24 protein-coding genes are annotated in these 25,316 nt (G+C 50.4%); 17 read left to right on the forward strand and 7 right to left on the reverse strand.

The annotated features are described in order from the left end of the window. The first annotated feature begins 20 nt into the window (after positions 1-20). Genes cpdA through parE form a run of 3 tightly spaced genes read left to right on the forward strand, consistent with a single transcriptional unit; the run spans position 21 to position 3,374 of the window. On the forward strand, positions 21-848 hold the full coding sequence (cpdA, locus tag A7K98_RS03320; RefSeq protein WP_087487292.1) for a 3',5'-cyclic-AMP phosphodiesterase: 828 nt from the start codon (positions 21-23) through the stop codon (positions 846-848). Positions 849-851: 3 nt separating this feature from the next. Further along, complete coding sequence (gene yqiA, locus A7K98_RS03325) at positions 852-1,433, forward strand: esterase YqiA (protein ID WP_087487293.1); 582 nt, start codon at positions 852-854, stop codon at positions 1,431-1,433. A 45-nt stretch (positions 1,434-1,478) separates the two neighbouring features. Continuing rightward, on the forward strand, positions 1,479-3,374 hold the full coding sequence (parE, locus tag A7K98_RS03330; protein WP_087487294.1) for a DNA topoisomerase IV subunit B: 1,896 nt from the start codon (positions 1,479-1,481) through the stop codon (positions 3,372-3,374). A gap of 89 nt (positions 3,375-3,463) precedes the next feature. On the opposite strand, the gene A7K98_RS03335 is transcribed toward parE, so the two are convergent. Further along, complete coding sequence (locus A7K98_RS03335; RefSeq protein ID WP_087487295.1) at positions 3,464-4,381, reverse strand: DMT family transporter; 918 nt, start codon at positions 4,379-4,381, stop codon at positions 3,464-3,466. A gap of 291 nt (positions 4,382-4,672) precedes the next feature. Here A7K98_RS03335 and A7K98_RS03340 point away from each other — a divergent pair, with 291 nt between their 5' ends. Next, positions 4,673-6,976, forward strand: a complete 2,304-nt coding sequence (locus tag A7K98_RS03340; protein WP_232461586.1) for a TonB-dependent siderophore receptor — start codon at positions 4,673-4,675, stop codon at positions 6,974-6,976. Positions 6,977-7,101: 125 nt separating this feature from the next. After that, complete coding sequence (locus A7K98_RS03345; protein WP_198361140.1) at positions 7,102-8,025, forward strand: alpha/beta hydrolase; 924 nt, start codon at positions 7,102-7,104, stop codon at positions 8,023-8,025. A 47-nt stretch (positions 8,026-8,072) separates the two neighbouring features. On the opposite strand, the gene A7K98_RS03350 is transcribed toward A7K98_RS03345, so the two are convergent. Continuing rightward, positions 8,073-8,651, reverse strand: coding sequence for a helix-turn-helix domain-containing protein (locus A7K98_RS03350; RefSeq protein ID WP_087487296.1), 579 nt, complete (start codon positions 8,649-8,651; stop codon positions 8,073-8,075). 62 nt (positions 8,652-8,713) lie between these two features. Here A7K98_RS03350 and A7K98_RS03355 point away from each other — a divergent pair, with 62 nt between their 5' ends. Further along, positions 8,714-9,241 carry a GNAT family N-acetyltransferase gene (locus tag A7K98_RS03355; RefSeq protein WP_087487297.1) on the forward strand — a complete coding sequence of 176 codons (528 nt, stop codon included), beginning with the start codon at positions 8,714-8,716 and terminating at the stop codon, positions 9,239-9,241. Here A7K98_RS03355 and A7K98_RS03360 read toward each other — a convergent pair. Next, positions 9,156-10,085 carry a LysR family transcriptional regulator gene (locus A7K98_RS03360; protein ID WP_087487298.1) on the reverse strand — a complete coding sequence of 310 codons (930 nt, stop codon included), beginning with the start codon at positions 10,083-10,085 and terminating at the stop codon, positions 9,156-9,158. The two genes, A7K98_RS03355 and A7K98_RS03360, sit on opposite strands and share 86 nt — an antisense overlap. Positions 10,086-10,272: 187 nt before the next feature. Here A7K98_RS03360 and A7K98_RS03365 point away from each other — a divergent pair, with 187 nt between their 5' ends. Together A7K98_RS03365 and A7K98_RS03370 are read left to right on the forward strand one after the other, a co-directional pair. Then, positions 10,273-10,584, forward strand: a complete 312-nt coding sequence (locus tag A7K98_RS03365; RefSeq protein ID WP_087487299.1) for a MoaF-related domain-containing protein — start codon at positions 10,273-10,275, stop codon at positions 10,582-10,584. 154 nt (positions 10,585-10,738) lie between these two features. After that, entirely contained in the window at positions 10,739-11,665 is a 927-nt protein-coding gene (locus A7K98_RS03370; RefSeq protein WP_087487300.1) for a LysR substrate-binding domain-containing protein, read from the forward strand. Here the strand turns inward: A7K98_RS03370 and A7K98_RS03375 are convergent. Further along, positions 11,662-12,243 (reverse strand): NAD(P)H-dependent oxidoreductase, encoded by a 582-nt coding sequence (locus A7K98_RS03375; protein ID WP_087487301.1) that lies wholly within the window; start codon positions 12,241-12,243, stop codon positions 11,662-11,664. The genes A7K98_RS03370 and A7K98_RS03375 overlap by 4 nt on opposite strands. A 140-nt stretch (positions 12,244-12,383) precedes the next feature. Between A7K98_RS03375 and A7K98_RS03380 the strand changes: the two genes are divergently transcribed. The 5 genes from A7K98_RS03380 (at position 12,384) to A7K98_RS03400 (ending at position 18,272) form a co-directional block, all read left to right on the forward strand. After that, the gene (locus A7K98_RS03380) at positions 12,384-13,154 is read left to right on the forward strand and encodes a transporter substrate-binding domain-containing protein (RefSeq protein ID WP_087490342.1); all 771 of its coding nucleotides are present in this window, start codon (positions 12,384-12,386) and stop codon (positions 13,152-13,154) included. 200 nt (positions 13,155-13,354) lie between these two features. After that, positions 13,355-15,631, forward strand: a complete 2,277-nt coding sequence (gene parC / locus A7K98_RS03385; RefSeq protein ID WP_087487302.1) for a DNA topoisomerase IV subunit A — start codon at positions 13,355-13,357, stop codon at positions 15,629-15,631. A gap of 161 nt (positions 15,632-15,792) precedes the next feature. Then, entirely contained in the window at positions 15,793-16,524 is a 732-nt protein-coding gene (locus A7K98_RS03390; RefSeq protein ID WP_087487303.1) for a 1-acylglycerol-3-phosphate O-acyltransferase, read from the forward strand. 91 nt (positions 16,525-16,615) lie between these two features. Next, on the forward strand, positions 16,616-18,037 hold the full coding sequence (gene ftsP, locus A7K98_RS03395) for a cell division protein FtsP (protein ID WP_087490343.1): 1,422 nt from the start codon (positions 16,616-16,618) through the stop codon (positions 18,035-18,037). Between the two features lie 19 nt (positions 18,038-18,056). Next, positions 18,057-18,272, forward strand: a complete 216-nt coding sequence (locus A7K98_RS03400; protein ID WP_157665836.1) for a hypothetical protein — start codon at positions 18,057-18,059, stop codon at positions 18,270-18,272. Between the two features lie 37 nt (positions 18,273-18,309). On the opposite strand, the gene dkgA is transcribed toward A7K98_RS03400, so the two are convergent. Further along, a complete protein-coding gene (gene dkgA / locus A7K98_RS03405) occupies positions 18,310-19,140 on the reverse strand; it encodes a 2,5-didehydrogluconate reductase DkgA (RefSeq protein ID WP_087487305.1) in 831 nt (276 codons plus the stop codon). A 155-nt stretch (positions 19,141-19,295) separates the two neighbouring features. On the opposite strand from dkgA, the gene A7K98_RS03410 reads away from it, so the two are divergent. Further along, positions 19,296-20,198 (forward strand): AraC family transcriptional regulator, encoded by a 903-nt coding sequence (locus tag A7K98_RS03410; protein ID WP_087487306.1) that lies wholly within the window; start codon positions 19,296-19,298, stop codon positions 20,196-20,198. A gap of 12 nt (positions 20,199-20,210) precedes the next feature. Here the strand turns inward: A7K98_RS03410 and A7K98_RS03415 are convergent, their stop codons facing one another. Continuing rightward, positions 20,211-20,873 (reverse strand): DedA family protein, encoded by a 663-nt coding sequence (locus tag A7K98_RS03415; RefSeq protein ID WP_087487307.1) that lies wholly within the window; start codon positions 20,871-20,873, stop codon positions 20,211-20,213. Between the two features lie 107 nt (positions 20,874-20,980). Further along, positions 20,981-22,189: a cystathionine beta-lyase gene (metC, locus tag A7K98_RS03420; protein WP_087487308.1), complete on the reverse strand. Its 1,209-nt coding sequence runs from the start codon at positions 22,187-22,189 to the stop codon at positions 20,981-20,983. Positions 22,190-22,464: 275 nt separating this feature from the next. Here metC and exbB point away from each other — a divergent pair, with 275 nt between their 5' ends. From exbB to tcuC, 3 genes are all read left to right on the forward strand, one after another. Continuing rightward, a complete protein-coding gene (gene exbB, locus A7K98_RS03425; protein WP_169715430.1) occupies positions 22,465-23,202 on the forward strand; it encodes a tol-pal system-associated acyl-CoA thioesterase in 738 nt (245 codons plus the stop codon). Positions 23,203-23,207: 5 nt separating this feature from the next. Beyond that, on the forward strand, positions 23,208-23,642 hold the full coding sequence (gene exbD / locus A7K98_RS03430; RefSeq protein ID WP_087487309.1) for a TonB system transport protein ExbD: 435 nt from the start codon (positions 23,208-23,210) through the stop codon (positions 23,640-23,642). Between the two features lie 216 nt (positions 23,643-23,858). Next, the gene (gene tcuC / locus A7K98_RS03435; protein WP_087487310.1) at positions 23,859-25,181 is read left to right on the forward strand and encodes an MFS transporter; all 1,323 of its coding nucleotides are present in this window, start codon (positions 23,859-23,861) and stop codon (positions 25,179-25,181) included. Positions 25,182-25,316 lie beyond the last annotated feature (135 nt).

Here is a 25,316-nt window from a genome sequence, read left to right on the forward strand (position 1 = left end):
GTGCTCACTAAGGATTTGCCTTGGATAGTGTGTTAGTCCCTGGGATTGCTGACGATTCGCAGATCAGAGTGCTGCAAATTACCGACACGCATTTGTTTAAGGGAAAAGACGAATCTCTGCTGGGGGTCAATACCTGGTCGGGTTATCAGGCAGTGCTGGATGCGGTGATCGCTCAGCAACAGCATTATGATCTGATTATTGCTACCGGTGATTTGTCGCAGGATCATTCTGTGGAGGCCTATCAGCATTTTGCGGAAGGTGTCCAGCGGTTTACTGCGCCTTGTGTATGGCTACCCGGAAATCACGACTTTCAGCCTGCCATGTACGATACCCTGGCGAAAGCGGGTATCAGCCAGTCTAAACATGTTTTGCTGGGTCAACGCTGGCAAATGCTGTTGCTGGATAGCCAGGTCTATGGGGTTCCTCATGGGATGCTGAGTGAGTTCCAACTGGAATGGCTGGAAAAAGCTCTGGCTGCCTATCCCGACCGGGATACCGTGATTTTGCTACACCATCATCCTGTGGCCTCAGGATGCAGCTGGCTGGATCAGCACAGCCTGCGAAATTCTCATCAGCTGGATATGATTCTGCAAAAATACCCACGCGCAGCGACCCTGCTTTGCGGACATATTCATCAGGAAATGGACGAGATTTGGCAGGGCCGCAGAGTACTGGCGACGCCCTCAACCTGTGTCCAGTTCAAACCTCACTGTTCCGGATTCACTATTGATTCTGTCGCGCCAGGCTGGCGCTGGCTGACACTGGGAGCCGACGGTCAGCTGACGACTCAGGTGTGCCGTCTGAATACCCGCGAATTTCTGCCTGATCTGGAATCAGAAGGATATTAACTAATGTCCACCTTGCTCTATCTGCATGGTTTTAACAGTTCCCCCCGTTCAGCAAAAGCGACCTTGTTACAGCAATGGATTCAGCAGCACCATCCGGAAATTACCATGCTTATCCCTCAGTTGCCTGCTTATCCGGACCAGGCCGCTTTGATGCTGGAAGAACTGGTGATGCAACATGCCGGGCTTCCGCTGGGAATTGTTGGTTCTTCGCTCGGTGGCTTTTATGCGACCTGGTTGTCACAATGTTTTACGCTGCCGGCAGTGGTGATTAACCCCGCGACCCGGCCTTTTGAACTGCTGGAAGATTTTCTTGGCGACAACCGGAACCCATACACCGGGCAACATTATGTGTTAGAGTCTCGCCATATCTATGATCTGAAGGTGATGCATATTGATCCCCTTGATGCTCCGGATCTGATCTGGCTGTTATTGCAGACCGGAGATGAGGTCCTCGATTACCGCGTCGCGCTGGAGTATTACTCCGCCTGCCGGCAGACCATCGAGGAAGGAGGAGATCATGCCTTCCAGGGCATTGATCGCTATTTTGCACAGCTTATTGATTTCCTGGGGATAGCCTGCGAATAGCTTCGCACCCGGCTAACAAAATTCAGAACTAACGAAAAGAGAACGATGACTCAATCAAGTTATAACGCGGATGCTATTGAGGTACTGACCGGGCTGGAGCCTGTTCGTCGGCGCCCCGGCATGTATACGGATACCACGCGTCCTAACCACCTTGGGCAGGAAGTCATCGATAACAGTATCGATGAAGCACTGGCCGGACACGCCAAACGTGTGGAAGTAATCCTGCATGCTGATCAGTCACTGGAAGTGATTGATGACGGTCGGGGAATGCCGGTCGATATTCACCCTGAAGAAGGTGTTCCGGCAATTGAATTAATTTTTTGCCGCCTGCATGCCGGGGGTAAGTTCTCAAACAAAAACTATCAGTTCTCCGGCGGCCTGCATGGTGTCGGCATCTCAGTAGTTAATGCCTTGTCTACGCGGGTCGAAGTGGCGGTTCGTCGTAATGGCGAAATCTACGAGATGGCGTTTGAGCATGGCGAAAAAGTGGAAGACCTGCGGGTCACCGGCACCGTTGGCCGTCGCAACAGCGGCACCCGTGTGCGTTTCTGGCCCGATGCATCATTCTTTGACAGCCCGCGCTTTTCTGTCTCCCGCCTGACTCATTTGCTGAAAGCAAAAGCCGTGCTCTGTCCGGGCGTAGAAATTATTTTCAACGATAAAGCAAATAACACAGAGCAACGCTGGTGTTATCAGGACGGGCTGACGGATTATCTGAAAGAAGCGGTAGATGGCCTGCCAACCTTACCTGAACAACCGTTTGTCGGTAGCTTTGCCGGCGATACTGAAGCTGTTGACTGGGCGTTACTTTGGTTACCGGAAGGCGGGGAGTTGCTGACAGAAAGCTATGTTAACCTGATTCCGACCATGCAGGGCGGAACCCATGTTAACGGTCTGCGTCAGGGACTGTTGGACGCGATGCGTAATTTCTGCGAATACCGGAATATTTTGCCACGCGGAGTCAAACTCTCGGCGGAAGATATCTGGGATCGTTGTGCCTATGTATTGTCGGTAAAAATGCAGGATCCGCAGTTTGCCGGGCAGACCAAAGAGCGTCTATCTTCCCGCCAGACAGCGGCCTTCGTTTCCGGAGTGGTTAAAGATGCTTTCAGCCTGTGGCTGAATCAGAATGTTCAGTTGGCCGAACAACTGGCTGAAATGGCCATTGCCAGTGCTCAACGACGGATGCGGGCAGCGAAAAAGGTTGTTCGTAAGAAAATTACCAGTGGTCCGGCACTGCCCGGGAAACTGGCCGATTGTACCGCGCAGGATTTGAATAAAACCGAGTTGTTCCTTGTGGAAGGTGATTCCGCCGGAGGCTCGGCAAAACAGGCCCGGGATCGTGAATATCAGGCCATTATGCCGTTGAAAGGTAAGATTCTGAACACCTGGGAAGTATCTTCCGATGAAGTGCTGGCATCGCAGGAAGTTCATGATATTTCTGTGGCGATTGGTATTGATCCGGACAGCGAAGATCTCAGCCTGTTACGCTACGGTAAGATTTGTATCCTGGCCGATGCTGACTCCGACGGACTGCATATCGCCACGTTACTGTGTGCGCTGTTCGTTCGTCATTTCCGTGCGCTGGTGAAAGGGGGGCATGTCTATGTGGCTATGCCGCCGTTGTACCGTATCGATCTTGGCAAAGAAGTCTATTATGCGCTGGATGAAGATGAGAAAGCCGGGGTTCTGGAACAACTGAAACGTAAGCGCGGTAAAGTGAACGTTCAGCGCTTTAAAGGCCTGGGTGAGATGAACCCGCTGCAGTTGCGCGAGACCACCCTTGATCCTAATACCCGCCGCCTGGTTCAGCTGACGGTCGATGATGATGATGTGGATGAAACCCTGAAAGTCATGGATATGTTGCTGGCGAAGAAACGCTCAGAAGACCGTCGTAACTGGTTGCAGGAGCGCGGTGATAAAGTCGATATCGAAGTCTAGTTGTTTGCCGGCAGACCCGTCGTCTGCCGGTAATGACCTGACGGAGCAAGCTCTGTTTAAATGCTGCTCCGCTCTGAACCGCAACAGGTTTACAGCTCGGTTAAGGTTGTTTTCGCCCGCTGTTTGTCCGGTGCCACGGTTATAAATATCACCGACAGAATAATCAACAACGATCCTGCCCACTCGGCCACACCAAACGATACTCCCAGCAATAATACTGACAGCACGGTACTGCTCAGAGGCTCAGCACAGCTCAGGATGCTGGCATTCTGGCTGCCTGTCAGAAATGCTCCTCTGAGAAACAGGCTAAACGTTAAGGCCGTTCCCACCAGAACCAGATATCCTAAAGCCAGCCAGCCGGTAGCATCCAGCTGGCGCAGATGCAGTCCCGGCAGGCAGAACGGTATCAGACAACATCCGGCGATCAGCATACTAATTCCAACCACCGGCAGGGTTCCGAACTGGCGAATCAGTCCTGACGAATAAGAAGAGTTAAATGCCGCCGCTCCGGCAGATATCAGCCCCCAGAATAGCCCCCACAAAGGAAGCTGCAATGAGGTCAGATCGCCGTGAGTCGCCATTAATACAGTACCTGCCAGCGAAGTCAGCACAGCGATAAAAATCACCAGCCCCGGCAAGGTTCTTTTGGTGAACATGGTATATAACACCAACACCACCGGGGTCAGAAACTGCAATACCGTTGCGGTTGCCGCGTTGGTTTTTTGGATGGTGATCAGAAATGAAAGCTGGACTAACAGCGTGCCAAATACACTGAAAATCAGCAGCCGTTTTAAAGTCGCGGTTTCCCGAAACATCGCCAGCGGATGATTACCCTGCAATATTCCAAGCAAGGTAAGCAGTAAACCGGCTGCCAGCAGGCGGATCATTGTCATCCCGCCGGCACTAAAATGATATGATTCAAAAAGATACTGGGCACAGACTCCTGAGCTTCCCCACAGCGTAGCGGCGAGTAAAACCAGATAGATACCCTGTCGGGATGTATTCATTGCAACCTTAGATTAAGCTGACATTAAAAAATTAAAAAAGCGTTCAATTCTATTTGTAATAAAATATTTGTTCTATTCAATAATTGCCAAAAATGGTCGGGATTTTCCATTGTAAACCACAGGTTTAACAGGTAAAACCCTTTGTATTTACTGGCTTTGCTACCGGTATCCCTCGCCCGGTTAAAGGGCTTTACGGTTTCTTTACTTTGTGTTTCAAAACGTTATTGATATTAGGAATAATTCTCATTACTATTTCTGTTCAATAATAATACACAGTAATTTTACAATTCTATGGCAAATAAATCATTGAAATACTCGCTGCTGGCATCGCTGGTAGCAGGCAGTTTTATGACTCCTCTGTCGAATGCGACAGATTCCTCAGATCAGAATATCCCGCAAAGTACCGGTGCTACGGTTAAAAAACAGACATCCGCTGAAACAAAAAAAGTAGTCACTCCTGAAGCCAAAAAAGAGGACGATGCCACCATTGTGGTGACCGGGCGGGTACAGACTTTACAGGCGCCCGGCGTATCGATCATCGATCAGGAAGCTATCAAAAAACATCCGATCCAGCGCGATGTATCTGAAATTATCCGTACCATGCCTGGCGTTAACCTGACGGGCAACTCGACCAGTGGTCAGCGCGGTAACAACCGACAGATTGATATCCGTGGTATGGGACCGGAAAATACGCTGATCCTTATCGACGGTATGCCGGTCAGCAGTAAGAACTCGGTACGTTATGGCTGGCGTGGCGAACGTGATACCCGCGGCGACAGCAACTGGGTACCTCCGGAGATGATCGATCATATCGAAGTTATTCGCGGACCTGCTGCAGCAATGTACGGTAATGGCGCTATGGGTGGGGTAGTGAATATTGTCACTAAACCGACCGGTAAAACCTGGCATGGCAGCTTTAACAGCTATTACAACGTACCGGAGCACAAACAGGAAGGTGCGACTAAACGTGAAAACTTCGATCTGAGTGGCGGACTGACCGATACTCTGACTATGCGTCTGTATGGCAACTGGAGCAAAACCCAGGCCGATGGCCAGAATATTAACGACGGCCATTCCGCAGAGCGTACAGGAAAATATGCCGGTATGGTTCCGGCCGGTCGTGAAGGGGTTATCAACAAAAATATTAACGGTGTACTGCGCTGGGAATTTGCTCCGATGCAAGCGCTGGAGTTAGATGCAGGTTACAGCCGCCAGGGTAACCTGTACGCCGGAGATACCCAGAATACCAACAGTTCAACTCTGACCAAAGCTTACTACGGTAAATCAACCAACATTATTTATCGCCAGACTCTGGCGCTTAAATATACCGGTGCGTGGGATAATGGTGTCACCACCAATAACTACATCCAGTTCGAGAAAACACGTAATACCCGTCTGAAAGAAGGTTTGTCCGGCGGATTAGAAGGGCTGTTTTCGACCACGGATGAAGGTTTTGCGACCATTAATCTGAATGATACTAATGTCCACTCAGATATTAATATTCCGATCAATGGCTGGGTGGAGCAAAATCTGACCTTTGGTGCTGAGTTTAACCATCAGGCGATGAAAGATCCGACCTCGAACACTTATGCGGCAACCTCAGAGATTGGAGGCGTATCAGAAACCAACCGCAGTGAATACAGTTCAGCAAATATCTGGGGTATCTATACCGAAGATAACATTGACCTGACCGACTCCACTAAACTGACCCCGGGTGTACGGTTAAACCATCAGTCCTATACCGGCAGTAATATCAGCCCGTCTCTGAACCTGTCTCAGGATCTGGGTGATGACTTCACTCTGAAAATGGGGATTGCCCGTGCATGGAAAGCACCAAACCTGTACCAGACTAACCCTAACTACCTGTTGTACAGCAATGGTAACGGTTGTTATGACACAGGGGCGACTTGCTATCTGCAAGGGAATAAAAATCTGAAGGCTGAAACCAGTATCAATAAAGAGATTGGGATTGAATACCATCATGAAGGTGTTCAGGCCGGTCTGACCTGGTATCGCAACGATTACCGTAACAAAATCGCTGCCGGAACCAGCTCTGCATACTATAACGGTACCTCCAATGTTTATCAGTGGACTAACGTACCTAAGTCACTGGTGGAGGGACTGGAAGGAACCCTTAACTTCCCAATCAGTGATAGTGTGACGATGAATAACAACTTCACCTATATCATTGCTAATGAGAATAAATCTACCGGTGATTACCTGTCGATTATCCCTAAATTTACCATTAACTCGACGCTGGACTGGCAGGCGACCGATGATTTAGCGGTCCAGGGCACCATGACCTGGTATGGTAGACAGAAACCACAAAAATATAATACTCAGGGTGAAGCGACCTCAGGTACCGAAACCTGGCAGGTCAATCCTTATGCGGTATTTGGCTTCAGTGCCGTCTACAACGTGAATAAAAATGTGGATGTGACTGCGGGTATTGATAATCTGCTGGATAAACGTCATTACCGTGAGGGGAATGCCTTAACCTCCGGAGCCAGTGGTACCTACGCCTATGGCGCCGGAGCCCGGACCTATAACGAATCAGGACGTACCTACTACATGGAACTGGGAATGCACTTCTGATAATCCGGCCCACAGGGCGGCGATCTGCTGCCCTGTTCAGGCATTATCTCAGCAGATACCTGACGGAATTAACCCAATACCGCCTGCTTTTGCCGGCGGTATTGCTATTAGAGAGAGAAAAGTTGATGAATGCTTCTGGCCGCAGGCTGACTGGCTACAAAACTCTGATATCCCTGATCTGTATTACCGGATGCATTGCCGGTGCTTGTTCTGTGGCGAATGCCAGACCAAATATGGCCCCCCTGGGACCCAATATTGCGGATAAAGGTTCGGCCGTATATCACTTCACAGTAAAAACCTTCGATTCAGCAGACGGGCAACGACACTACAAGGTCTGGACTGCCATTCCGGATAAAGCTCCGCCGGTGAAAGGATATCCGGTGCTGTATATGCTGGACGGAAACTCGGTGATGGATAAGCTCTCTGAGCCATTGCTGGAAAAACTGTCGCAACATAATCCACCGGTGATTATAGCGGTTGGTTATCAGACTGATCTGCCTTTCGATCTTAAAGGGCGGACCTATGATTATACTCCGGAGGCTGCTTCGCGGGATGGATCTGCACTGCAACTGGATCGCCGTGGCAGACCAACTGGCGGGAGTTTAATATTCCGAAAATTGCTGGAAGGTACTATCGCGCCACAGACTGAACAAAATCTGCCGCTGAATACTGCCCGGCGTGGGGTATGGGGGCACTCTTTTGCCGGACTGTGGGTCCTGGATTCTTACGTTAATTCGGATTTCTTTCATCAGTATTATGCCGCCAGCCCGTCACTGGGGCAGATGGATTTTGGTTTGCTGACACAAATGGTGTCACTTCCTGTTGACCGGCTAAGGGATAAACAACTGTTCCTGATGGAAGGTGATGGTGACCCGCAGCGAAAAAATGCGGCTCCAGGTAATGATGTCCTGGGGGCGGTCAGTAAAACGGTAACTCAGTTACATGATAAAGGTATCGCGGCGAGTTATCTGTTGTTTCCCGGTCTGAGCCACGGTCAGATGTTCCCTGCATCACTGGAAGAGGCATTACTGCGGGTATCACAACCGTAGTCAGTCTGGTGTTACTACGGAGGGGATAACCCTCCGTCAACTGTAGCTTACTGCGCTTTCAGAACCACCACGGCATAGCGACACAACTGGTCACTGGCGTTGGTAAAAATGCAATCCACAGGATCACCTAATTCAAGACAATCGCCACAACTCAGCGTAAAGCGGTGATTGCCTTCGGTAAACACAAGCTCACCTTCCAGCACCCATATCAGTTGCCTGCGTGACATATAAGAGATGGCTGGCATGGGCACCGAAACCCTGGCCGGTAATTCGACACTGACCAGATCAACGGGGATTGCTCCGGGGGAGACATGACGCCGGATATAACCGGTTTCCGGGTCCTGCCAGACCGGCTGCTGATCATGGCGTAACAGTGTTCCGGCGGTCACTTCAGACAGAGCAATGAGCTGTGACATTGAGAAACCAAACGCCCCGGCCAGTCTTGCCAGAAGTGTGGCTGTCGGGCTGCTTTCTCCGCGCTCAATTTTATGGATCATAGCCCGTGACACACCGGAATGATCCGCCAGAGTGGTCAACGACCAGCCACGATTTTCCCGCTCGCTTTTTACCTTCAGGCCGATGCGTATATTTATATCGTCTTCTTTACTGGACATTTCGTCTATCATGGTGGATATTCACTATATTGAATGATTGTCCATTTTAGTAAACAAAGCGGAGAGTGTCCACCATGAAAATACGCCACGCCAGTGTTGAGGATTGTGAAGCGATTGCCGGTATCTATAACCATGCTGTTGTCCATTCAGCGGCTATCTGGACTGATCACACTGTAGATGGCGAAGAGCGCAAGTCATGGATGGTCCAGCGGCAACAGGCAGGTTATCCGGTGATAGTTATTACGGATGATCAGCAAAAGGTTGCCGGTTATGCAAGCTATGGAGAGTGGAGTGCGAAAGAAGGTTACCGTTTTACCGTTGAACATTCGGTTTATGTCCGGCATGACTTTCGTGGTAAAGGGGCGGGGCGGTTGCTGATGAATGAGCTTATTTCGATGGCAGTCGCGCAGGGATTGCATGTCATGGTCGCCGCTATCGAATCCGAAAATCTGGCGTCGATTGCATTGCATCAGTCACTCGGCTTTACCGGTGAAGTCAGAATTCCGGAAGTAGGAACTAAGTTTGGTCGCTGGCTGGATCTGACATTCCTCTATCTGCCGCTGGAACCATTGCGGGCGGTTTCAGCATCGGATGGTTCATAAATTCCCGGGCAAAAAACTGTATAAAGGCACGCAGTCTTAGCCCGGCATTGCGATTGTTTGGCCAGACAATATTGACGGTACGCTGGGTGGTTTCGCTGCCTGCCATTTTCTGCAGACGACCCGCCCGCAAGTCCTCATGACACAAGGCTTCCGGTAACCACGCCAGACCACCGCCGGCCAGGCACAGGCGGTGGATAAGTGGGATTGAATTAATCACACTGGCGTGTTTTACCGCCCGCGGATCAAACGGCAGCGCTCCATCCCAGTGTTCCGTTTTTCCGGTGGAAGGAAAACGGTAGAGCAGAAACTGGTTAGCTGTGAGTATATCGGTCGGCTGATAGTCAGGGGCATGGAACACTCCCATGGTCAGCGTGCCGATAGTCCGGGCATATAGTCGTGAATCGGCACTTTCGCCAAAACGAATAACAGCATCGAAACCGTCTTTAATGATATCGCTATGCTCATCATTCACATCGATTTCCAGTTCGGTCTGTGGATGATCGCGCATAAAATCGGCCAGTAACTCACCAAACAGTAAATCAATATTCGGGATACTGATCTTAAGTTTTCCCCGTTCACTGTTTTTCAGTTCGCTGAAAGCGTTCACCGCATTATCAAACTCCCCGACAATCGTCATGGCATGATGTAGCAGGACTTCCCCTTCTTCGGTCAGGAAAATATGACGGGTGTTGCGCTTAAACAGCCGGATGTTGTGACGATCTTCAATTTTCTGAATCACTTTACCGACGGCGGATGCGGTTAACCCCAGGCTACTGGCTGCCTCGGCAAAGCTATGGCTTTGGGCTGCGCGGATAAACACCGATAAGTCTTTGACTGAATACATATTTTTATCTCTTAATAAATTAAGGAATATTTTTCTATTCACTAGTTCCTGATTGTAGATTATCCGTAAGCCTGGTAACAGTTAGTATTCCCTGGTCTGCAGAACTCACCGCCTGAGTGATATTCTGCACGGGTTAGCAGGCCGGTTAACACCGGGTGCTGCGAATAAAATTTGAAGGAGAATCACAATGGCAATTCAGTTTCCACATGCAGGTAAAAGTTTCACTCTGACAATGAATAACGGGCTGGTGGTAAAAAACAGTTATCATCCAAATCAGGAAATTATTACCGTGGAATTTCTTAGTGGTGAGCTGACCGGTACGGTTATGGATGTTCCTTTTCAGTGGCGCGAACTCGCTGATGGCAGTTTTCTGATCAGCTGGCAGGAATCGGATAATAATACAGTGGTGCATTGTGATAACTTCAGTACCGGTCGCTCTTATGCTTACTACACCACCATGGGTGGCGATTTTTATGTTATGGAAGGGCAAATCGTCTGACAACAGACAACCGGTCATTTCTTCCCGACAGGTATTTTGTGCGGGTTCTCTGGCAGCCACCGGCCTGACAGTGGCAAACTGCAGTCTTTGAATGTTGACAGGACCATCCACTGGCGCACAACCGGGGGATGGCCAGGGACCACTGAACTTATCAATGAAAGTTACACTGGAAGATATGCGAATCTGGGTTGCGGTAGCAGACAGTGGTTCTATTACCGCAGCTGCTGGACAACTGGCAATGACGGTCTCTTCTGTTAGCCGTTCGCTCAGCCGTCTGGAGAGCAAACTGGATACCACACTGATGTTGCGAACAACCCGACGGATGGCGCTGACCTCTGAAGGGAATCTGTTTCTGCAACGGGCCAGACAAATTCTGGAATCTGTGGCATCGGCAGAAGATGAACTGGCAGTACGCCGTGAAACCCCTTCCGGGCGGTTGCGGATTAATACTGCTCCTTCATTTATGCAGCATGTTATCGTGCCGCTGCTGGGGGGATTTATCAGCCGTTATCCACAGATCGATCCGGAACTTACTACCGATGATCTGCCGATTGATCTGCTGGAACAGCAAACCGATATCGCGATTCGTATGGGCGCGTTACAGGATTCCCGTATTCACGCACGGATCCTTGGCTACAGCCCTCTGCGGTTATTTGCCAGTCCGGACTATCTGCGACGTTATGGTGTGCCGGAACAGACAGAGCAACTGGCAGATCACCGTACTCTGGGATTTACTCAGCCGGTGGTGCATAACCACTGGCCAATCTTCAATCATCGTCAGGAATTTATTCAGATTACCCCGACGCTTCGTGCATCGAGTGGCGAGACATTACTGCAACTGGCCATTGCCGGCCAGGGAATCGCAAGACTGTCGGATTTTGCCTCGAAAACCGCGGTGCGGGAAGGCCGGCTGGTACCGATACTGGAGCAGGAAATACAGAGTATGTTATTACCGGTTCATGCGCTGTATTACCGTAATACTGCTCTGACTGTTCGTATTCGCTGTTTTCTGGATTATCTGCAACAGGCTGTGATTGAACACCACCTGTTGTTGCCACCGACGGCTACAGCAAAAAATTAACCGAATACCTGCTGTAAATGCTGGCGATAGTTTTCCAGGTACACAGGAACCTGAGGATCTTTAATCACATCATTACAGATAAAGGTTGGTAAACCACTCATTCCCAGGAACTGGAACGCTTTGTGGCTGTGCAGGTATACCCCATCCACGCCAACGCCTTCGAAGAATTGCTGAGGGTCGGTAAACGCCTGTAACGGAGCGTTCCAGGTCAGTGACAACATATATGTTTTCCCCTGTAACAGCCCGCCGGACCCATATTTCTTTTCACTGTCGGCACGGGTACGACCATCACTGGCGTACAGGCGCCCGTGACCATAGGTAAAGACTTCGTCGATATATTTTTTCACCGTCCAGGGTTCACCCATCCACCAACCCGGCATTTGCAGGATAACGGTGTCATGACTGGCGAATTTTTCGATTTCTGCTTCAATGTCGTATCCCTGGTCGATGCGGGTGACTGACACTTCATGCCCAAGGCGGCTCAGTTCGCTGGCGCCTTCATCGCTAAGGGTATGGTTCAGGCGTCCGGCGGAATGGCCGAAGGTGGTGCCCCCGTCAATAATCAGGATCTTACTCATAGTGTGTTCCTCTTAAAATGTATGCGCCTATTGTTAACTGCCGCGATGCAGAAAAAAATGGCCTGTTTTGCATAATACCTTTGCAGCCAGTGCAATAATCAGGGAATGTTATGTTCTATCGCTGCTTCCGGGAAAAAAAGATGTTAAAGAAACTTTCTACGGCCTTGCTGTTACTGCCGGTGATGGCCAGTGCGCAATCACATCTCGACACCGTGTTACAGACAAAAGTATTAAGGGTTTGTACCACCGGAGATTACAAGCCCTACAGCTTTCTGCGGCCTGACGGGCAATATGAAGGGCTGGATATTTCGATGGCGGAATCACTCGCTGCCAGCCTCGGGGCAAAACCGCAGTGGATTGCGACCCGCTGGAAGACTCTCAGCAACGATTTTATCAGCCAGCATTGTGATATTGCGGTAGGTGGGGTGTCAGTCACTTTGAATCGCCAGCGAATTGCCTGGTTTGCCAGACCCCTTGGCAGTGACGGAAAAATTCCCCTGGTTCGTTGTGCTGACCGTGAGAAGTATCAGACAGTTGAACAGCTGAATCGGCCGGAGGTGAGGGTAACTGAACCGGCCGGGGGTACTAATGAAGCCTTTGTTCATCAGTATCTGCCGCGAGCTACTCTGACCCTGTTCCCGGATAATGTCACCATATTTGGCCAAATTCTCAGCGGCAAGGCGGATGTTATGATCACGGATGCCTCTGAAGCAGAATATCAGCAAGGGCGTAATCCGGGCTTATGCGCACTGAATCCCAAAGCACCACTGCAATATGGTGAAAAAGCTTACATGATCCCCCGTGATGACAGCAGCTGGAAACAGTATGTCGATCAGTGGCAGCATCTGAGTCAGGAGACCGGCGAATACCGGAAAATCGCTGAGCAATGGCTGGGCGCCGCAGGCTTATAACTCCTGTCTCTGGCAGTAAAGAGATTTGCCCGGATAAGCGATACTGATATTTTTTTACGCCTGTAACCCAATTGCAGGCGAAAGCTGCGGCACAGTCGGTAACGCACCTGTGACTAAGCACGGCGAATAAGGTACTATCCCCGGCAGAGAACTGCCACAGACGGGTGTCTGTCTGGCTGCGAAGTGAGGATTGATAATCAATGAGTGACATGACCCGGGACGGTGCAGAACGTCTTGCATTGCACAAATTTACCGAGAACGCATACCTGAATTACTCCATGTACGTAATCATGGACAGGGCTCTTCCTTATATCGGGGACGGACTCAAGCCAGTTCAGCGGCGTATTATTTATGCAATGTCTGAGCTGGGATTAAATGCCAGTGCAAAGTTTAAAAAGTCGGCACGTACCGTCGGGGATGTTCTGGGTAAATATCATCCACACGGTGACAGCGCCTGTTACGAAGCAATGGTGCTGATGGCTCAGCCTTTCTCATACCGTTATCCACTGGTTGACGGGCAGGGGAACTGGGGTGCTCCGGATGATCCTAAATCCTTTGCAGCCATGCGTTACACCGAATCGCGTTTGTCACGTTATGCCGAGTTACTGCTCAGTGAACTGGGGCAGGGCACGGTAGATTATGTGGCCAACTTTGATGGTACTTTGCAGGAGCCGAAAATGCTGCCTGCCAGGTTGCCAAATATCCTGCTGAACGGCACGACCGGTATTGCGGTGGGGATGGCAACTGATATTCCTCCACACAATTTACGTGAAGTCGCCGATGCGGCAATTACCCTGATTGATAAACCCAATACCTCACTCGATGAGTTACTGGATATTGTTCAGGGGCCTGACTTCCCGACCGAAGCTGAAATTATTACCCCGCGCAGCGAAATCCGTAAGATTTATGAAAACGGTCGCGGCAGTGTTCGTCAGCGCGCAGTCTGGAAGAAAGAAGAGGGCGAAATTGTTATCACCGCGCTGCCTCATCAGGTGTCCGGCGCCAAGGTGCTGGAGCAGATTGCGGCTCAGATGCGCAATAAAAAACTGCCGATGGTTGAGGATCTGCGAGACGAATCCGACCATGAAAACCCGACCCGACTGGTGATTGTACCTCGTTCCAGCAGAGTAGATGCTGATCCTCTGATGAACCACCTGTTCGCCACGACGGATCTGGAAAAAAGCTACCGCATTAACCTGAATATGATCGGCCTGGATAACCGCCCGGCAGTGAAGAACCTGCTGGAGATTCTCAGTGAATGGCTGGTGTATCGTCGTGAGACAGTCCGTAAGCGGTTAACCTTCCGTCTGGATAAGGTGCTGAACAGACTGCATATTCTGGAAGGTTTGCTGATTGCCTTCCTGAATATTGATGAAGTTATTGAGATTATTCGCCATGAGGATGAGCCGAAAGCTGTCCTGATGTCACGTTTTTCCATCAGCGAAACCCAGGCTGAAGCCATCCTTGAACTGAAATTACGTCACCTTGCAAAACTTGAGGAGATGAAGATTCGCGGTGAACAGGATGAACTGGCGAAAGAACGTGATGAATTACAGGCACTGCTGGCCTCTGAGCGTAAAATGAATACCCTGCTGAAGAAAGAGCTGCAGGCTGACAGTAAAACTTATGGTGACTCCCGCCGTTCTCCGTTGCGGGAACGTGAGGAAGCGAAAGCTATCAGTGAAACAGACCTTGTTCCTTCAGAGCCGGTGACAGTTGTGCTGTCGCAGATGGGCTGGGTAAGAAGTGCCAAAGGCCATGATATTGATCCGGCCGGGCTGAGCTACAAAGCAGGTGACAGTTATCTGGCGTCAGCAAAAGGTAAAAGTAATCTGCCGGTGTCGTTTATTGACTCTACCGGCCGTAGCTACACCCTGGATCCTAACAGCCTGCCTTCTGCCCGTGGACAGGGAGAACCGCTGACCGGCAAACTGACCCCACCACCGGGGGCCGTGGTGGAGCAGGTACTGATGGAAGCCGACGATCAGCGCTTGCTGATGGCCTCTGACGCCGGTTATGGCTTTATCTGCACCTTTAACGATTTGCTGTCGCGAAATCGTGCCGGTAAAGCCGTACTGAGTTTACCTGCGAATGCCAAAGTCATGACGCCGCTGGCAGTGCACAGTGATGAAGATATGTTGCTGGCGATTACTGCGGCAGGGCGGATGCTGATGTTCCCGGTGAAAGATCTGCCACAGTTGTCAAAAGGCAAAGGGAATAAGATCATCTCCATTCCTGCTGCCGAAGCTGCTGCGGGGAGCGATAAACTGGCCTGGTTGTTACTGCTGCCACCTCAGAGTGTGGTGACTTTACATGTGGGCAAACGCAAGCTGATGCTGCGTGAAGATGATTTACAAAAATTCAGAACCGAGCGCGGACGGCGGGGTACATTGTTGCCTCGTGGTCTGCAACGAATTGATCGGGTCGAAGTCGACGCTCCGTCACTGAATCAGGATGTGGCGGACACTGCAGAATGATAAATCTGCCGGCAATCACTGCGAAGAGTAAAAAAAACGTTATACTTGCCGGCTGTTTATCTGAGTTCTGATGACTACTGCCATTGCGGTGTTGCCCGCAATGGAGTTTCTGTCTGCGCTTCAGGGATGGAAGTGAAGCAGGCTGCTATTATGAGGTTGTTATGCTGTTAATTGTGCGCGCAATTATCGTTGTTATTTATTCTATTTTCGTCTGTGTATTTGGTTGTCTCTGGTGCTGTTTTTCACCGAGAAATCCGCGACATGTTGCCACCTTTGCTCATGCCTTTGGACGTCTGAACACCGTGTTTGGAATCCGTGTTGAGTTACGCAAACCTGCGGATGCCGACAACTTCGGTAATGCCATCTATATTGCTAACCACCAGAATAACTACGATATGGTGACGGCCGCGAATATGGTTCAGCCGCCAACCGTAACCGTCGGTAAAAAAAGCCTGGCGTGGATACCTTTTTTTGGCCAGCTGTACTGGCTGACCGGAAACCTGTTGATTGATCGTGATAACCGCAGTAAGGCTCACGACACTATCAGTGAATTAGTGGCTCAGTTTAAAAAGAAAGACATCTCTTTCTGGATGTTTCCGGAAGGAACCCGTAGCCGTGGTCGCGGATTGCTGCCTTTTAAAACCGGTGCGTTTCATGCAGCCCTGGCTGCCGGTGTACCGGTAATTCCGATTGTTATTTCCAACACGCATAACCAGATTAAGCTGAACCGCTGGCGTAACGGGCTGGTGATTGTTGAAATGCTTCCCCCGGTGGATATAAAACAATTTGAAGGTCAGTCTGCACGTAAGCTGGCAACGCATTGTCGTGAACTGATGTCAGCCAGGCTTGAAGTGTTAAATGAAGAAGTTGCCCGCCGGGCACAGGAAAAATAGTTGTTCGCCACGGCAAAAGGTTTGCCAGGCGTGTTGCTTGTTTGTGGTGAATCACCACCTGCAGTGTTATCAGTATAAGGTCGGAAGTATTATGTCTTTTAACCGTCGTCAGTTTCTGCAGTTATCCGCCGGCGCAGCTCTTGGCAGTACTTTGCTGCCGCACAGTGCGCTGGCAGCAGACACCGGAGAAAATGCTCTGCCGGTACCACCTCTGCTTGAATCGCGCCGTGGTCAGCCACTATTTCTGACTTTACAGGCCAGCCACTGGGCATTTAATGGCACCAGTAAAGTTCCGGTCTGGGGGTTTAACGGACTTTACCTCGGGCCGACGGTCAGAGTTCATAATGGCGATGATGTAAAACTGATTTACAGCAACCGTCTGTCTGAGCCGGTGTCGATGACGGTCAGCGGATTGCAGGTACAGGGCGCGTTAAACGGTGGGGCACCACGACAGATTTCGCCGAATGTAGACTGGGCGCCCATACTGCCGGTGCGTCAGGCTGCAGCCACCTGCTGGTACCATGCGGATACTCCTCACCATATGGCACCCCATGTTTATAATGGCCTGGCCGGCATGTGGTTGATTGAAGATGACAACAGTAAGTCATTGCCGTTGCCTAAACACTATGGAGTGGATGATTTCCCGTTGATTATCCAGGATAAACGTCTGGATAACTTTGGCTCGCCGGTCTACGACAGTGGCGCAGACGAAGGATTTTACGGCGATATTCTGCTGGTTAATGGTATCCGCGAACCTTATGTCAATGTCTCCAGAGGCTGGGTCCGTTTACGGTTACTCAACGCCTCAAACGCTCGTCGTTATCAGCTACAGCTCAGTGATAACCGGCCTTTCACAGTGATTGCCGGTGATCAGGGCTTTTTACCTTCAGCGGTCACTGTGCAACAGTTATCACTGGCTCCGGGGGAACGTCGTGAAGTGTTGGTAGATCTCTCCCAGGGGAATGACGTCTCAATCACTGCCGGTACTGCCGCGACCTTAATTGAGCGGATCAAAGGTATTTTCGAACCTTCATCGATCCTGACATCAACACTGGTACTAACTCTGCGTCCGACCGGATTATTACCGCTGGTCACTGATGGCATACCTTCGCAGCTGGCTCCCCAGCCGCAGGCGAATAATGTTTCCGGCAGCCGCCAGATACAGCTGGATGATTCACCGGCAGGAATTAATGGTAAAGCCTGGGATCTGAAACGGATTGATACTGTGGTGCAACAGGGCGCAGTAGAACGCTGGACAATCCAGGCAAATCAGCCTCAGCCGTTCCATATTCAGGGGGCAATGTTCCTGATTATCAGTATTAACGGCGCACCGGCAATGGTAGAGGATCGTGGCTGGAAAGATACTGTCTGGGTGGATGGCAGTGTCGAGTTGTTGGTGACTTTTCCGCAAAGTTCTTCGGAGCATTTCCCGTTTGTCTACTATAGTCAGAATCTGGAGCTGGCCGATCGTGGCTGCGCCGGTCAGCTGATGGTTCAGCAGGCGATTAACTAACCGCGTTTCTCCGGAGGATATGATGTCACAGGCAGATGATTTCACTGAGGCAAAAGCCCTCTGTAATGAGATAGGTGGTGCTGTTCTGGAGTTGCTGGGTGACGGGCGGGAACTGTCGGTTCAGGGCTTGATTAGTATTTTGCAGGGTGTACAAAACGATGATCACGATTATGGTGAACTTCGGGACGAAGCCATGATCCGGGCTATTCGCCTGCTGCAAAAATTCGTGGTTTAGCCACTGCATTCGCAGTGGCTAACGTGGCATTTTCGGTTCAGGTCCGGTTAAAGGTATCCGGATCCGGCCCCAGCCTTTTACCTGCTTCCAGCACGGTCAGATCAGTCAGCTCGGTTTTTTCCAGGCTAAAATCAAATACCGCGAAATTCTCTTCAATCCGTTTTGCTGTGACAGATTTCGGGATGACTACCAGCCCATTATCGATATGCCAACGGATAACGATTTGTGCCGGTGTTTTCTGGTATTTATCCGCCAGATACTGAATTTTCGGGTGATCGAATACGCCTTTACCGCCTTGTGCCAGCGGGCTCCATGATTCAGTCTGAATGTGATGCAACCCGTTCCATGCATGCATCGGACGTTGTTGAAACAGAGGATGCAGTTCTATCTGATTAATCACCGGGGTTACGCCGGTTTCACGAATAATGTTTTGCAGATGCTCCTGCTGAAAATTACATACACCGATACTTTTAATCAGCCCCTGCTTCTGCAACTCAATCAGTTGCTGCCAGGCGCCGATATAGTCATTCTGTTGCGGACAGGGCCAGTGGATAAGGTATAGATCAACATAATCAAGCTGTAATTTCTTCAGGCTAAGTTCGAGAGCTTCAGCCGCGCGGGTCTGGTCACTGTTCCACAGTTTGGTGGTAATAAACAGATTTTCCCGTGGTAGTGCCGCTTCACTTAATGCCTGACCAACGCCTTCTTCGTTCTGATAAATGGCTGCGGTATCGATAGATCGGTAGCCGGTTTGCAATGCGTGTCGGACGGCGTGTCGGGTTTCTTCTACTGAAGCCTGCCAGACGCCGAGCCCTAACTGTGGCATAAGATGGCCGTCATTCAGCCTGATGATAGATTGTTCGGACATTTCAGTTTCCTCCGTGGCAAAAAACACGTCAGGTGGTGAGGTCTGAGGTTAAGTGTAGTTGCTATCCGGGTATCTGGCAGAGAGTGATTGTCTGATATTGATTATTTTTTAACCCCGCCAGGGGAGGGTCGGATTCCGGCAAGAGAGGAAATTTAATGTCTGATAACAAATATTGTCAGCGCCTGGCTCAGCAGGTCATTGCTTTACATCATTCTTTGTCCGGAGGACTCAGCCCGATAAAAAATGTATCGCTGATGTATGCCGATGAACATTTAAAACTCAGTCCTGTTATGTATCGCCCCGGGATTGCCATTCTGTTTCAGGGCAGTAAAACCGGATATCTGGGGGATATCAGTTTCAGCTACGATCCCAGCCGCTATCTGCTGCTCAGTGTCGCGCTGCCGGTGGAATGTGAAACGCATGGCAGTAAAGAGCAGCCGTTGGCCGGATTATTTATTGATGTGGATATGTTGCTGGTACAGGAAATGATCCTCGAAATTGGTGAGCAATACGAATATCAGCCATCTCAGTTGATCACTGCTATCCATTCGGCTGAATTAACTCAGGATATGCTGAGAATTTCTGAAAGATTACTGGAGGTGATGACCCGGCCTCTGGAAGCCAGACTGCTGGCAAATCAGATCATTAAAGAGATGTACTTCTATTTACTGACCGGTCCTTGTGGCAGGGCACTGTTATCACTGTCCGGCAGTCAGACCCGTATTAGCCAGATAGCTAAAGCGCTGCGTCGGATAGAGCAGGACTACCGAAGTGCGTTAAGCATTGATATCCTGGCGGCTGAGGTCAATATGAGTACTTCGGCATTTTATCACCATTTTAAAACGGTCACTCAGACCTCGCCGCTGCAATATCTGAAACGTTACCGGTTGCATGAGGCCAGACGATTGCTGGCGCATCAGCAAATGAAGGCAGGTAATGCGGCAATCGAAGTAGGGTATGAAAGTGTTTCGCAGTTTTCCCGTGAATATAAACGGTATTTCGGGGTGACCCCGGGGGAGGAAATTCAGCGGGTACGTCAGGCATCAGTCGATGCCTGACGTGAGCGGGTTTTATACTGAAGTCTGGCGCTTTTTCTTCCAGAGAAATACCAGACTGCCTGCCAGGCCACAGACCAGCAGCAGGAGAGGCAGCAGCATCAGTATAGCCATTACCTGATCTTCATGGCGTTTAATAAACGGCACATGGCTGATACCGTACCCCAGGGCGACCAGCAGTACGACCCACAACAGGCCGCTTAACCAGTTGAACAGTTGAAAGCGGGTGTTACTAAGCCCGGAAATTCCAGCCATAGTCGGCAGAACCGTGCGAACAAACGCCAGAAATCGGCCTGCGAGTAAAGCCGCCAGACCATGACGGTTGAACATCTGCCAGGCTCGTTGGTGATATTTAGCGGGCAGGTGTTTCAGCCAGCCCTGCACCAGCCGGGTATTTCCCAGCCACCGCCCCTGCAGATATCCCATCCAGAATCCCAGGCTGGCAGCACAGGTAAGGATTACAACCGTCGGAAGAAATCCCATCACCCCTTTAGCAATCATGGCTCCTGCCAGCAGCAGTAAACTGTCACCCGGCAAAAAAGCCGCGGGCAGTAACCCGTTTTCCAGAAACAGCATGCAAAACATCACCGCGTAGACAATCCAGATAACATGCGGATCCGCCAGAACGGCGAAATCCTGATGCCACAGGGCATGGATTATCTCGTGTAAAGCACTCATTTTTCTTCCCGTAACCTGACCCGTGTCAGGGTTTCATACTGCGGGCATCCGTCATACAACGACAAATCCCTGTAATAAATTTCCGGCCACAATGGCCGGATGCGTTGTCAGGCATAACGAGCCAGCCGGTCGAAACCTGCGGCCAGATCAGCGATTAAATCATCCACGTTTTCCAGCCCGATATGCAGCCTTATCAGTGTCCCCGGTAAGTGAGGCTCCTGATCCGGTCGGATAGCGGCAATTTCATCAGGCTGATTGGCGAGGATCAGAGATTCAAAGCCGCCCCAGGAATAAGCCATGCTGAAATGTTGGAAGTTATCCAGGAAGTCAGCCAGTGCTTCACGTGACAGTTCGCGACGCAGAATAAACGAAAATAAACCGCTGCTGCCGGAAAAATCACGCTTCCAGAACTCATGACCGGGAGACTGTGGCAGTGCCGGATGATTGACCCGCCAGACCTCTTCCCGCTCCGCAAGCCATTCAGCAACCTGAATGCTGCTCTCTTCATGCTGACGTAATCTTACCCCCAGGGTACGCAGGCCGCGTGAAGTCATATAGGCGGTATCTGCATCAACCATCTGACCCATCAGGTAAGAGTTTTCGCGCAGGGTGTCCCAGCAGCGCTGATTGGCGACTGCGGTACCGATCATCGCATCGGAATGTCCTATCAGGTACTTAGTGCCAGCCTGGATAGAAATATCAATTCCGAAATCGAGTGCGTTAAACAGCACTCCTGCCGCCCAGGTATTGTCCATCATAATGATGGCATTCGGGGCAGCCTGGCGAATGGCGGCGACAATGGCGGGAATATCCTGAACCTCCATAGTGATGGAGGCCGGGGATTCAAGAAATACCACCCGTGTTTCCGGCTTCAGCCACTGAATAATCTCCGCTCCGCTGATGTGAGGGAAGAAAGTGGTAGCTACGTTCAGTTTACGCAGGATCACATTGCAGAAATCGCGGGTGGGTTCATAGACCGAACCACTCATCAGTACATGATCGCCGCTTTCAACAAACGCCAGAATAGCATTGGTGACTGCGGCGGCTCCGCAAGGGTAAAGGGCACAACCAGCACCATTTTCCAGTTCTGTCATCGCATCCTGCAATGAAAAGTGGGTCAGAGTCCCGCGGCGCCCGTAAAACAACTCTCCACGGGTGCGCCCTGCGGCGGCACGTTTTTTATCAGCAACGGTGTCGAAGACCAGAGAAGATGCACGCTGAATAACGCTGTTAACTGCGCCGGCAGTATAACGTTTCTGCCGGCCGGCACTGACCAGTGTGGTTTCCAGTTTTTTATCTGTTTTTTTGTCTGTCATTGATTCCTGCTCTGCCTGTAAATACCTTTACTACAACTTAACATGAAATGTTGCTCAGGCCAGAGTATCAAAGAAAAATCGCGGGCCGGATAACACGGAGAGTAACGGATTACTGCTGTTCAGCTGTCCGGCGTAACCACAAAACGTCACAGATGTCAGCCACGAATATTGGAAGAATTTGTAAATACTAATGATAACTACTATCAATTAAGCTGTGTTTTGGTATCATCGCGTGATTGCAAGAAATTAACCGTTGAGATGGGGTAGTACAAGTGGTGACCAATAATTTGATGCAAACGGATCTGTCCGTTCTGGGCATGTATCATCATGCTGATATTGTTGTAAAAGTAGTAATGATAGGCTTGTTGCTCGCCTCTGTGGTTACCTGGGCAATCTTCTTCGGCAAGTTTACAGAACTGAGTTCGGCCAAACGGCGCCTTAAATCAGAACAGAAAGCCCTGAAAGAAGTGCGTACATTACAGCAGGCCGTCGATGTTGCCAGCAAATTCGCTGCCAACAGTCACAGTCGCAGTCTGATTGCAGAAGCTCAGGATGAACGTCAGCTTTCTGCCGGCGCAGAAGACAGTGACGGTATCAAAGATCGTACCGGTTTCCGTCTGGAGCGAAGAGTCGCAGCCGTCGGTCGTTATGCATCACGGGGTAATGGCTTCCTGGCAACCATCGGTTCTGTCGCACCGTTTATCGGTCTGTTCGGTACCGTATGGGGCATCATGAACAGCTTTATCGGGATTGCTCAAAGTCAGACCACTAACCTGGCAGTCGTGGCTCCGGGGATTGCCGAAGCGCTGCTTGCTACTGCGGTAGGTCTGGTTGCAGCAATTCCTGCGGTAGTGATTTATAACGTATTTGCACGGATGATTGCTGGTTATAAAGCTTCATTAAGTGATACTGCCGCTCAGGTATTATTGCTGCAGAGCCGTGATCTGGATTTAGGGCAGAGCCATGAGCCGGTAGATCTGCGGGCTTCCGCACATAAACTGCGGGTGAGTTAATTGTTATGGCGATGCATCTGAAAGATGATTTAGAAAGCGATGGGGAAATGAGTGAAATTAACGTAACGCCGTTTATCGACGTTATGTTAGTGCTGTTAATCATTTTTATGGTTGCAGCGCCTCTGGCCACCGTAGATGTCAAAGTTAATCTTCCGGCTTCAACCAGCGTTCCTCAGCCTCGTCCGGATAAACCGGTCTATCTGAGTATTAAAGCGGACAAACAACTGTATGTCGGCAACAATGAAGTCTCAAAAGAACAGCTGGTTTCGGCCATTGATTCACTGACCAGTGGCAACAAAGAAAGCACCATCTTCTTCCAGGCGGATAAAGATGTGGACTATGCCACGCTGATGAGTGTGATGGATCAATTGCGTGCCGCAGGCTATCTGAAGATTGGACTGATGGGGCTGGAAACCGCCGGAACTACCGCGGGCAACTAATTCCTGTACCAGTCCGAACTAAATGAACCTCCCTTTCGGGAGGTTTTTTTTTGCCACCGTTTAGAAATAGTCTGATGTTTACAATCTGCCGGTTGTTGTTTTGTTACCAAATTGTATGTTTCTGTAAATCATAAAGATGACTGTCGTCACATCTTTCTGCTGGTAACCGGGGTAAATAAACAGTGCAGACTAAAACTATAACGGCAGGGCTGAGCAATGAATAATTCGGGTACATCTTCTCCGGCGGCTAAAACCAGCGGAGCTAAATCTATTTTCCGTGTGACCAGCGGAAACTTTCTTGAAATGTACGACTTTATGGTGTTTGGCTACTATGCCACCGCCATTTCAAAAACCTTCTTCCCGGGCAATGACCCTTATTCATCGTTGATGCTGACACTGATGACCTTTGGTGCCGGTTTCCTGATGCGCCCTCTGGGGGCCATTATCCTCGGTGCTTATATTGACCATCATGGTCGCCGTAAAGGGTTACTGCTGACCCTGGGACTGATGGCTATTGGTACTCTGACTATTGCTCTGACCCCGGGTTATCAGACGATTGGCGCGGCGGCTCCGTTAATTATCCTCGTAGGTCGTTTATTGCAGGGATTCTCCGCCGGGGTTGAACTGGGTGGGGTTTCCGTTTACCTGTCTGAAATCGCGCCGAAAGGGCGCAAAGGCTTCTATGTCAGCTGGCAGTCGGGGAGTCAGCAATTATCGGTTATCTTTGCTGCGTTACTGGGGTTAATGCTGAATCACTGGCTGGACAAAGGTCAGGTGACAGACTGGGGTTGGCGTATTCCGTTTATTATCGGCTGCCTGATTGTTCCCTTCCTGTTTTATATCCGCCGTATGCTGGAAGAGACAGAGAGTTTTCAGCAGCGTAAACATCGTCCCGGCATGACAGAAATTATGCGTTCAGTGGCCAGCAACTGGGCACTGGTTCTCGCCGGGATGCTGATGGTGGTTACCACCACCGTCATGTTCTATATGATTACGGCCTTTACCCCGACCTTTGGTAAGACAGTGCTGATGATGACGGACCACCAGAGTTTTATGGTGACGCTATTTGTCGGTGTATCGAATTTATTCTGGCTGCCGGTGATGGGATCGTTGTCTGACCGGATTGGTCGCCGCCCGCTGCTGATAACCTTCACCCTGTTAACTATGCTGACTGCGTGGCCAGTGCTGAAGTGGATGGTAGCGGCACCGTCGTTTGGTCATCTGTTAACTGCCGAGCTGTGGTTGTCATTCCTCTACGCCAGCTATAACGGGGCGATGGTGGTCTATCTGGCAGAGATCATGCCGGCTGAAGTCCGGGCGGCAGGGTTCTCTCTGGCCTACAGTCTGGCGACAGCATTGTTCGGCGGGTTTACCCCTGCGGTATCCAGTTATCTGATTCATGCGACAGATGATAAATCGATGCCGGGAGCATGGCTGACCTTTGCCGGTTGCTGTGGTCTGGTAGGAACTCTATGCATCGGTTACCTGGTGCGACGCTATCAGCAGAAAAAGACCGCAGGACCACTGCACAGTCTGTAGTCTGTGGCCGCTCAGGTGACTGGCCTGAGCGGCTGGTTATTCTCCACCCGTAAGCCTCTCCTGAGTGTTGCCCGTCAGAGTAAAACCACCATTTGCCGGAGCCCTCGCTTCGGCAAACCATTTTTTTTAGACATA

The organism is Tatumella citrea (assembly GCF_002163585.1).
In the GTDB taxonomy this organism is placed as follows: Bacteria; Pseudomonadota; Gammaproteobacteria; order Enterobacterales; family Enterobacteriaceae; genus Tatumella; species Tatumella citrea.

What these genes read in the sequence shown, in the direction of transcription:
- yqiA (WP_087487293.1), top strand. Translation starts at nt 852, where the DNA reads ATGTCCACCTTGCTCTATCTGCATGGTTTTAACAGTTCCCCCCGTTCA.
- parE (WP_087487294.1), top strand. Translation starts at nt 1,479, where the DNA reads ATGACTCAATCAAGTTATAACGCGGATGCTATTGAGGTACTGACCGGG.
- A7K98_RS03335 (WP_087487295.1), bottom strand. Translation starts at nt 4,381, where the DNA reads ATGAATACATCCCGACAGGGTATCTATCTGGTTTTACTCGCCGCTACG.
- A7K98_RS03340 (WP_232461586.1), top strand. Translation starts at nt 4,673, where the DNA reads ATGGCAAATAAATCATTGAAATACTCGCTGCTGGCATCGCTGGTAGCA.
- A7K98_RS03345 (WP_198361140.1), top strand. Translation starts at nt 7,102, where the DNA reads ATGAATGCTTCTGGCCGCAGGCTGACTGGCTACAAAACTCTGATATCC.
- A7K98_RS03350 (WP_087487296.1), bottom strand. Translation starts at nt 8,651, where the DNA reads ATGATAGACGAAATGTCCAGTAAAGAAGACGATATAAATATACGCATC.
- A7K98_RS03355 (WP_087487297.1), top strand. Translation starts at nt 8,714, where the DNA reads ATGAAAATACGCCACGCCAGTGTTGAGGATTGTGAAGCGATTGCCGGT.
- A7K98_RS03360 (WP_087487298.1), bottom strand. Translation starts at nt 10,085, where the DNA reads ATGTATTCAGTCAAAGACTTATCGGTGTTTATCCGCGCAGCCCAAAGC.
- A7K98_RS03365 (WP_087487299.1), top strand. Translation starts at nt 10,273, where the DNA reads ATGGCAATTCAGTTTCCACATGCAGGTAAAAGTTTCACTCTGACAATG.
- A7K98_RS03370 (WP_087487300.1), top strand. Translation starts at nt 10,739, where the DNA reads ATGAAAGTTACACTGGAAGATATGCGAATCTGGGTTGCGGTAGCAGAC.
- A7K98_RS03375 (WP_087487301.1), bottom strand. Translation starts at nt 12,243, where the DNA reads ATGAGTAAGATCCTGATTATTGACGGGGGCACCACCTTCGGCCATTCC.
- A7K98_RS03380 (WP_087490342.1), top strand. Translation starts at nt 12,384, where the DNA reads ATGTTAAAGAAACTTTCTACGGCCTTGCTGTTACTGCCGGTGATGGCC.
- parC (WP_087487302.1), top strand. Translation starts at nt 13,355, where the DNA reads ATGAGTGACATGACCCGGGACGGTGCAGAACGTCTTGCATTGCACAAA.
- A7K98_RS03390 (WP_087487303.1), top strand. Translation starts at nt 15,793, where the DNA reads ATGCTGTTAATTGTGCGCGCAATTATCGTTGTTATTTATTCTATTTTC.
- ftsP (WP_087490343.1), top strand. Translation starts at nt 16,616, where the DNA reads ATGTCTTTTAACCGTCGTCAGTTTCTGCAGTTATCCGCCGGCGCAGCT.
- A7K98_RS03400 (WP_157665836.1), top strand. Translation starts at nt 18,057, where the DNA reads ATGATGTCACAGGCAGATGATTTCACTGAGGCAAAAGCCCTCTGTAAT.
- dkgA (WP_087487305.1), bottom strand. Translation starts at nt 19,140, where the DNA reads ATGTCCGAACAATCTATCATCAGGCTGAATGACGGCCATCTTATGCCA.
- A7K98_RS03410 (WP_087487306.1), top strand. Translation starts at nt 19,296, where the DNA reads ATGTCTGATAACAAATATTGTCAGCGCCTGGCTCAGCAGGTCATTGCT.
- A7K98_RS03415 (WP_087487307.1), bottom strand. Translation starts at nt 20,873, where the DNA reads ATGAGTGCTTTACACGAGATAATCCATGCCCTGTGGCATCAGGATTTC.
- metC (WP_087487308.1), bottom strand. Translation starts at nt 22,189, where the DNA reads ATGACAGACAAAAAAACAGATAAAAAACTGGAAACCACACTGGTCAGT.
- exbD (WP_087487309.1), top strand. Translation starts at nt 23,208, where the DNA reads ATGGCGATGCATCTGAAAGATGATTTAGAAAGCGATGGGGAAATGAGT.
- tcuC (WP_087487310.1), top strand. Translation starts at nt 23,859, where the DNA reads ATGAATAATTCGGGTACATCTTCTCCGGCGGCTAAAACCAGCGGAGCT.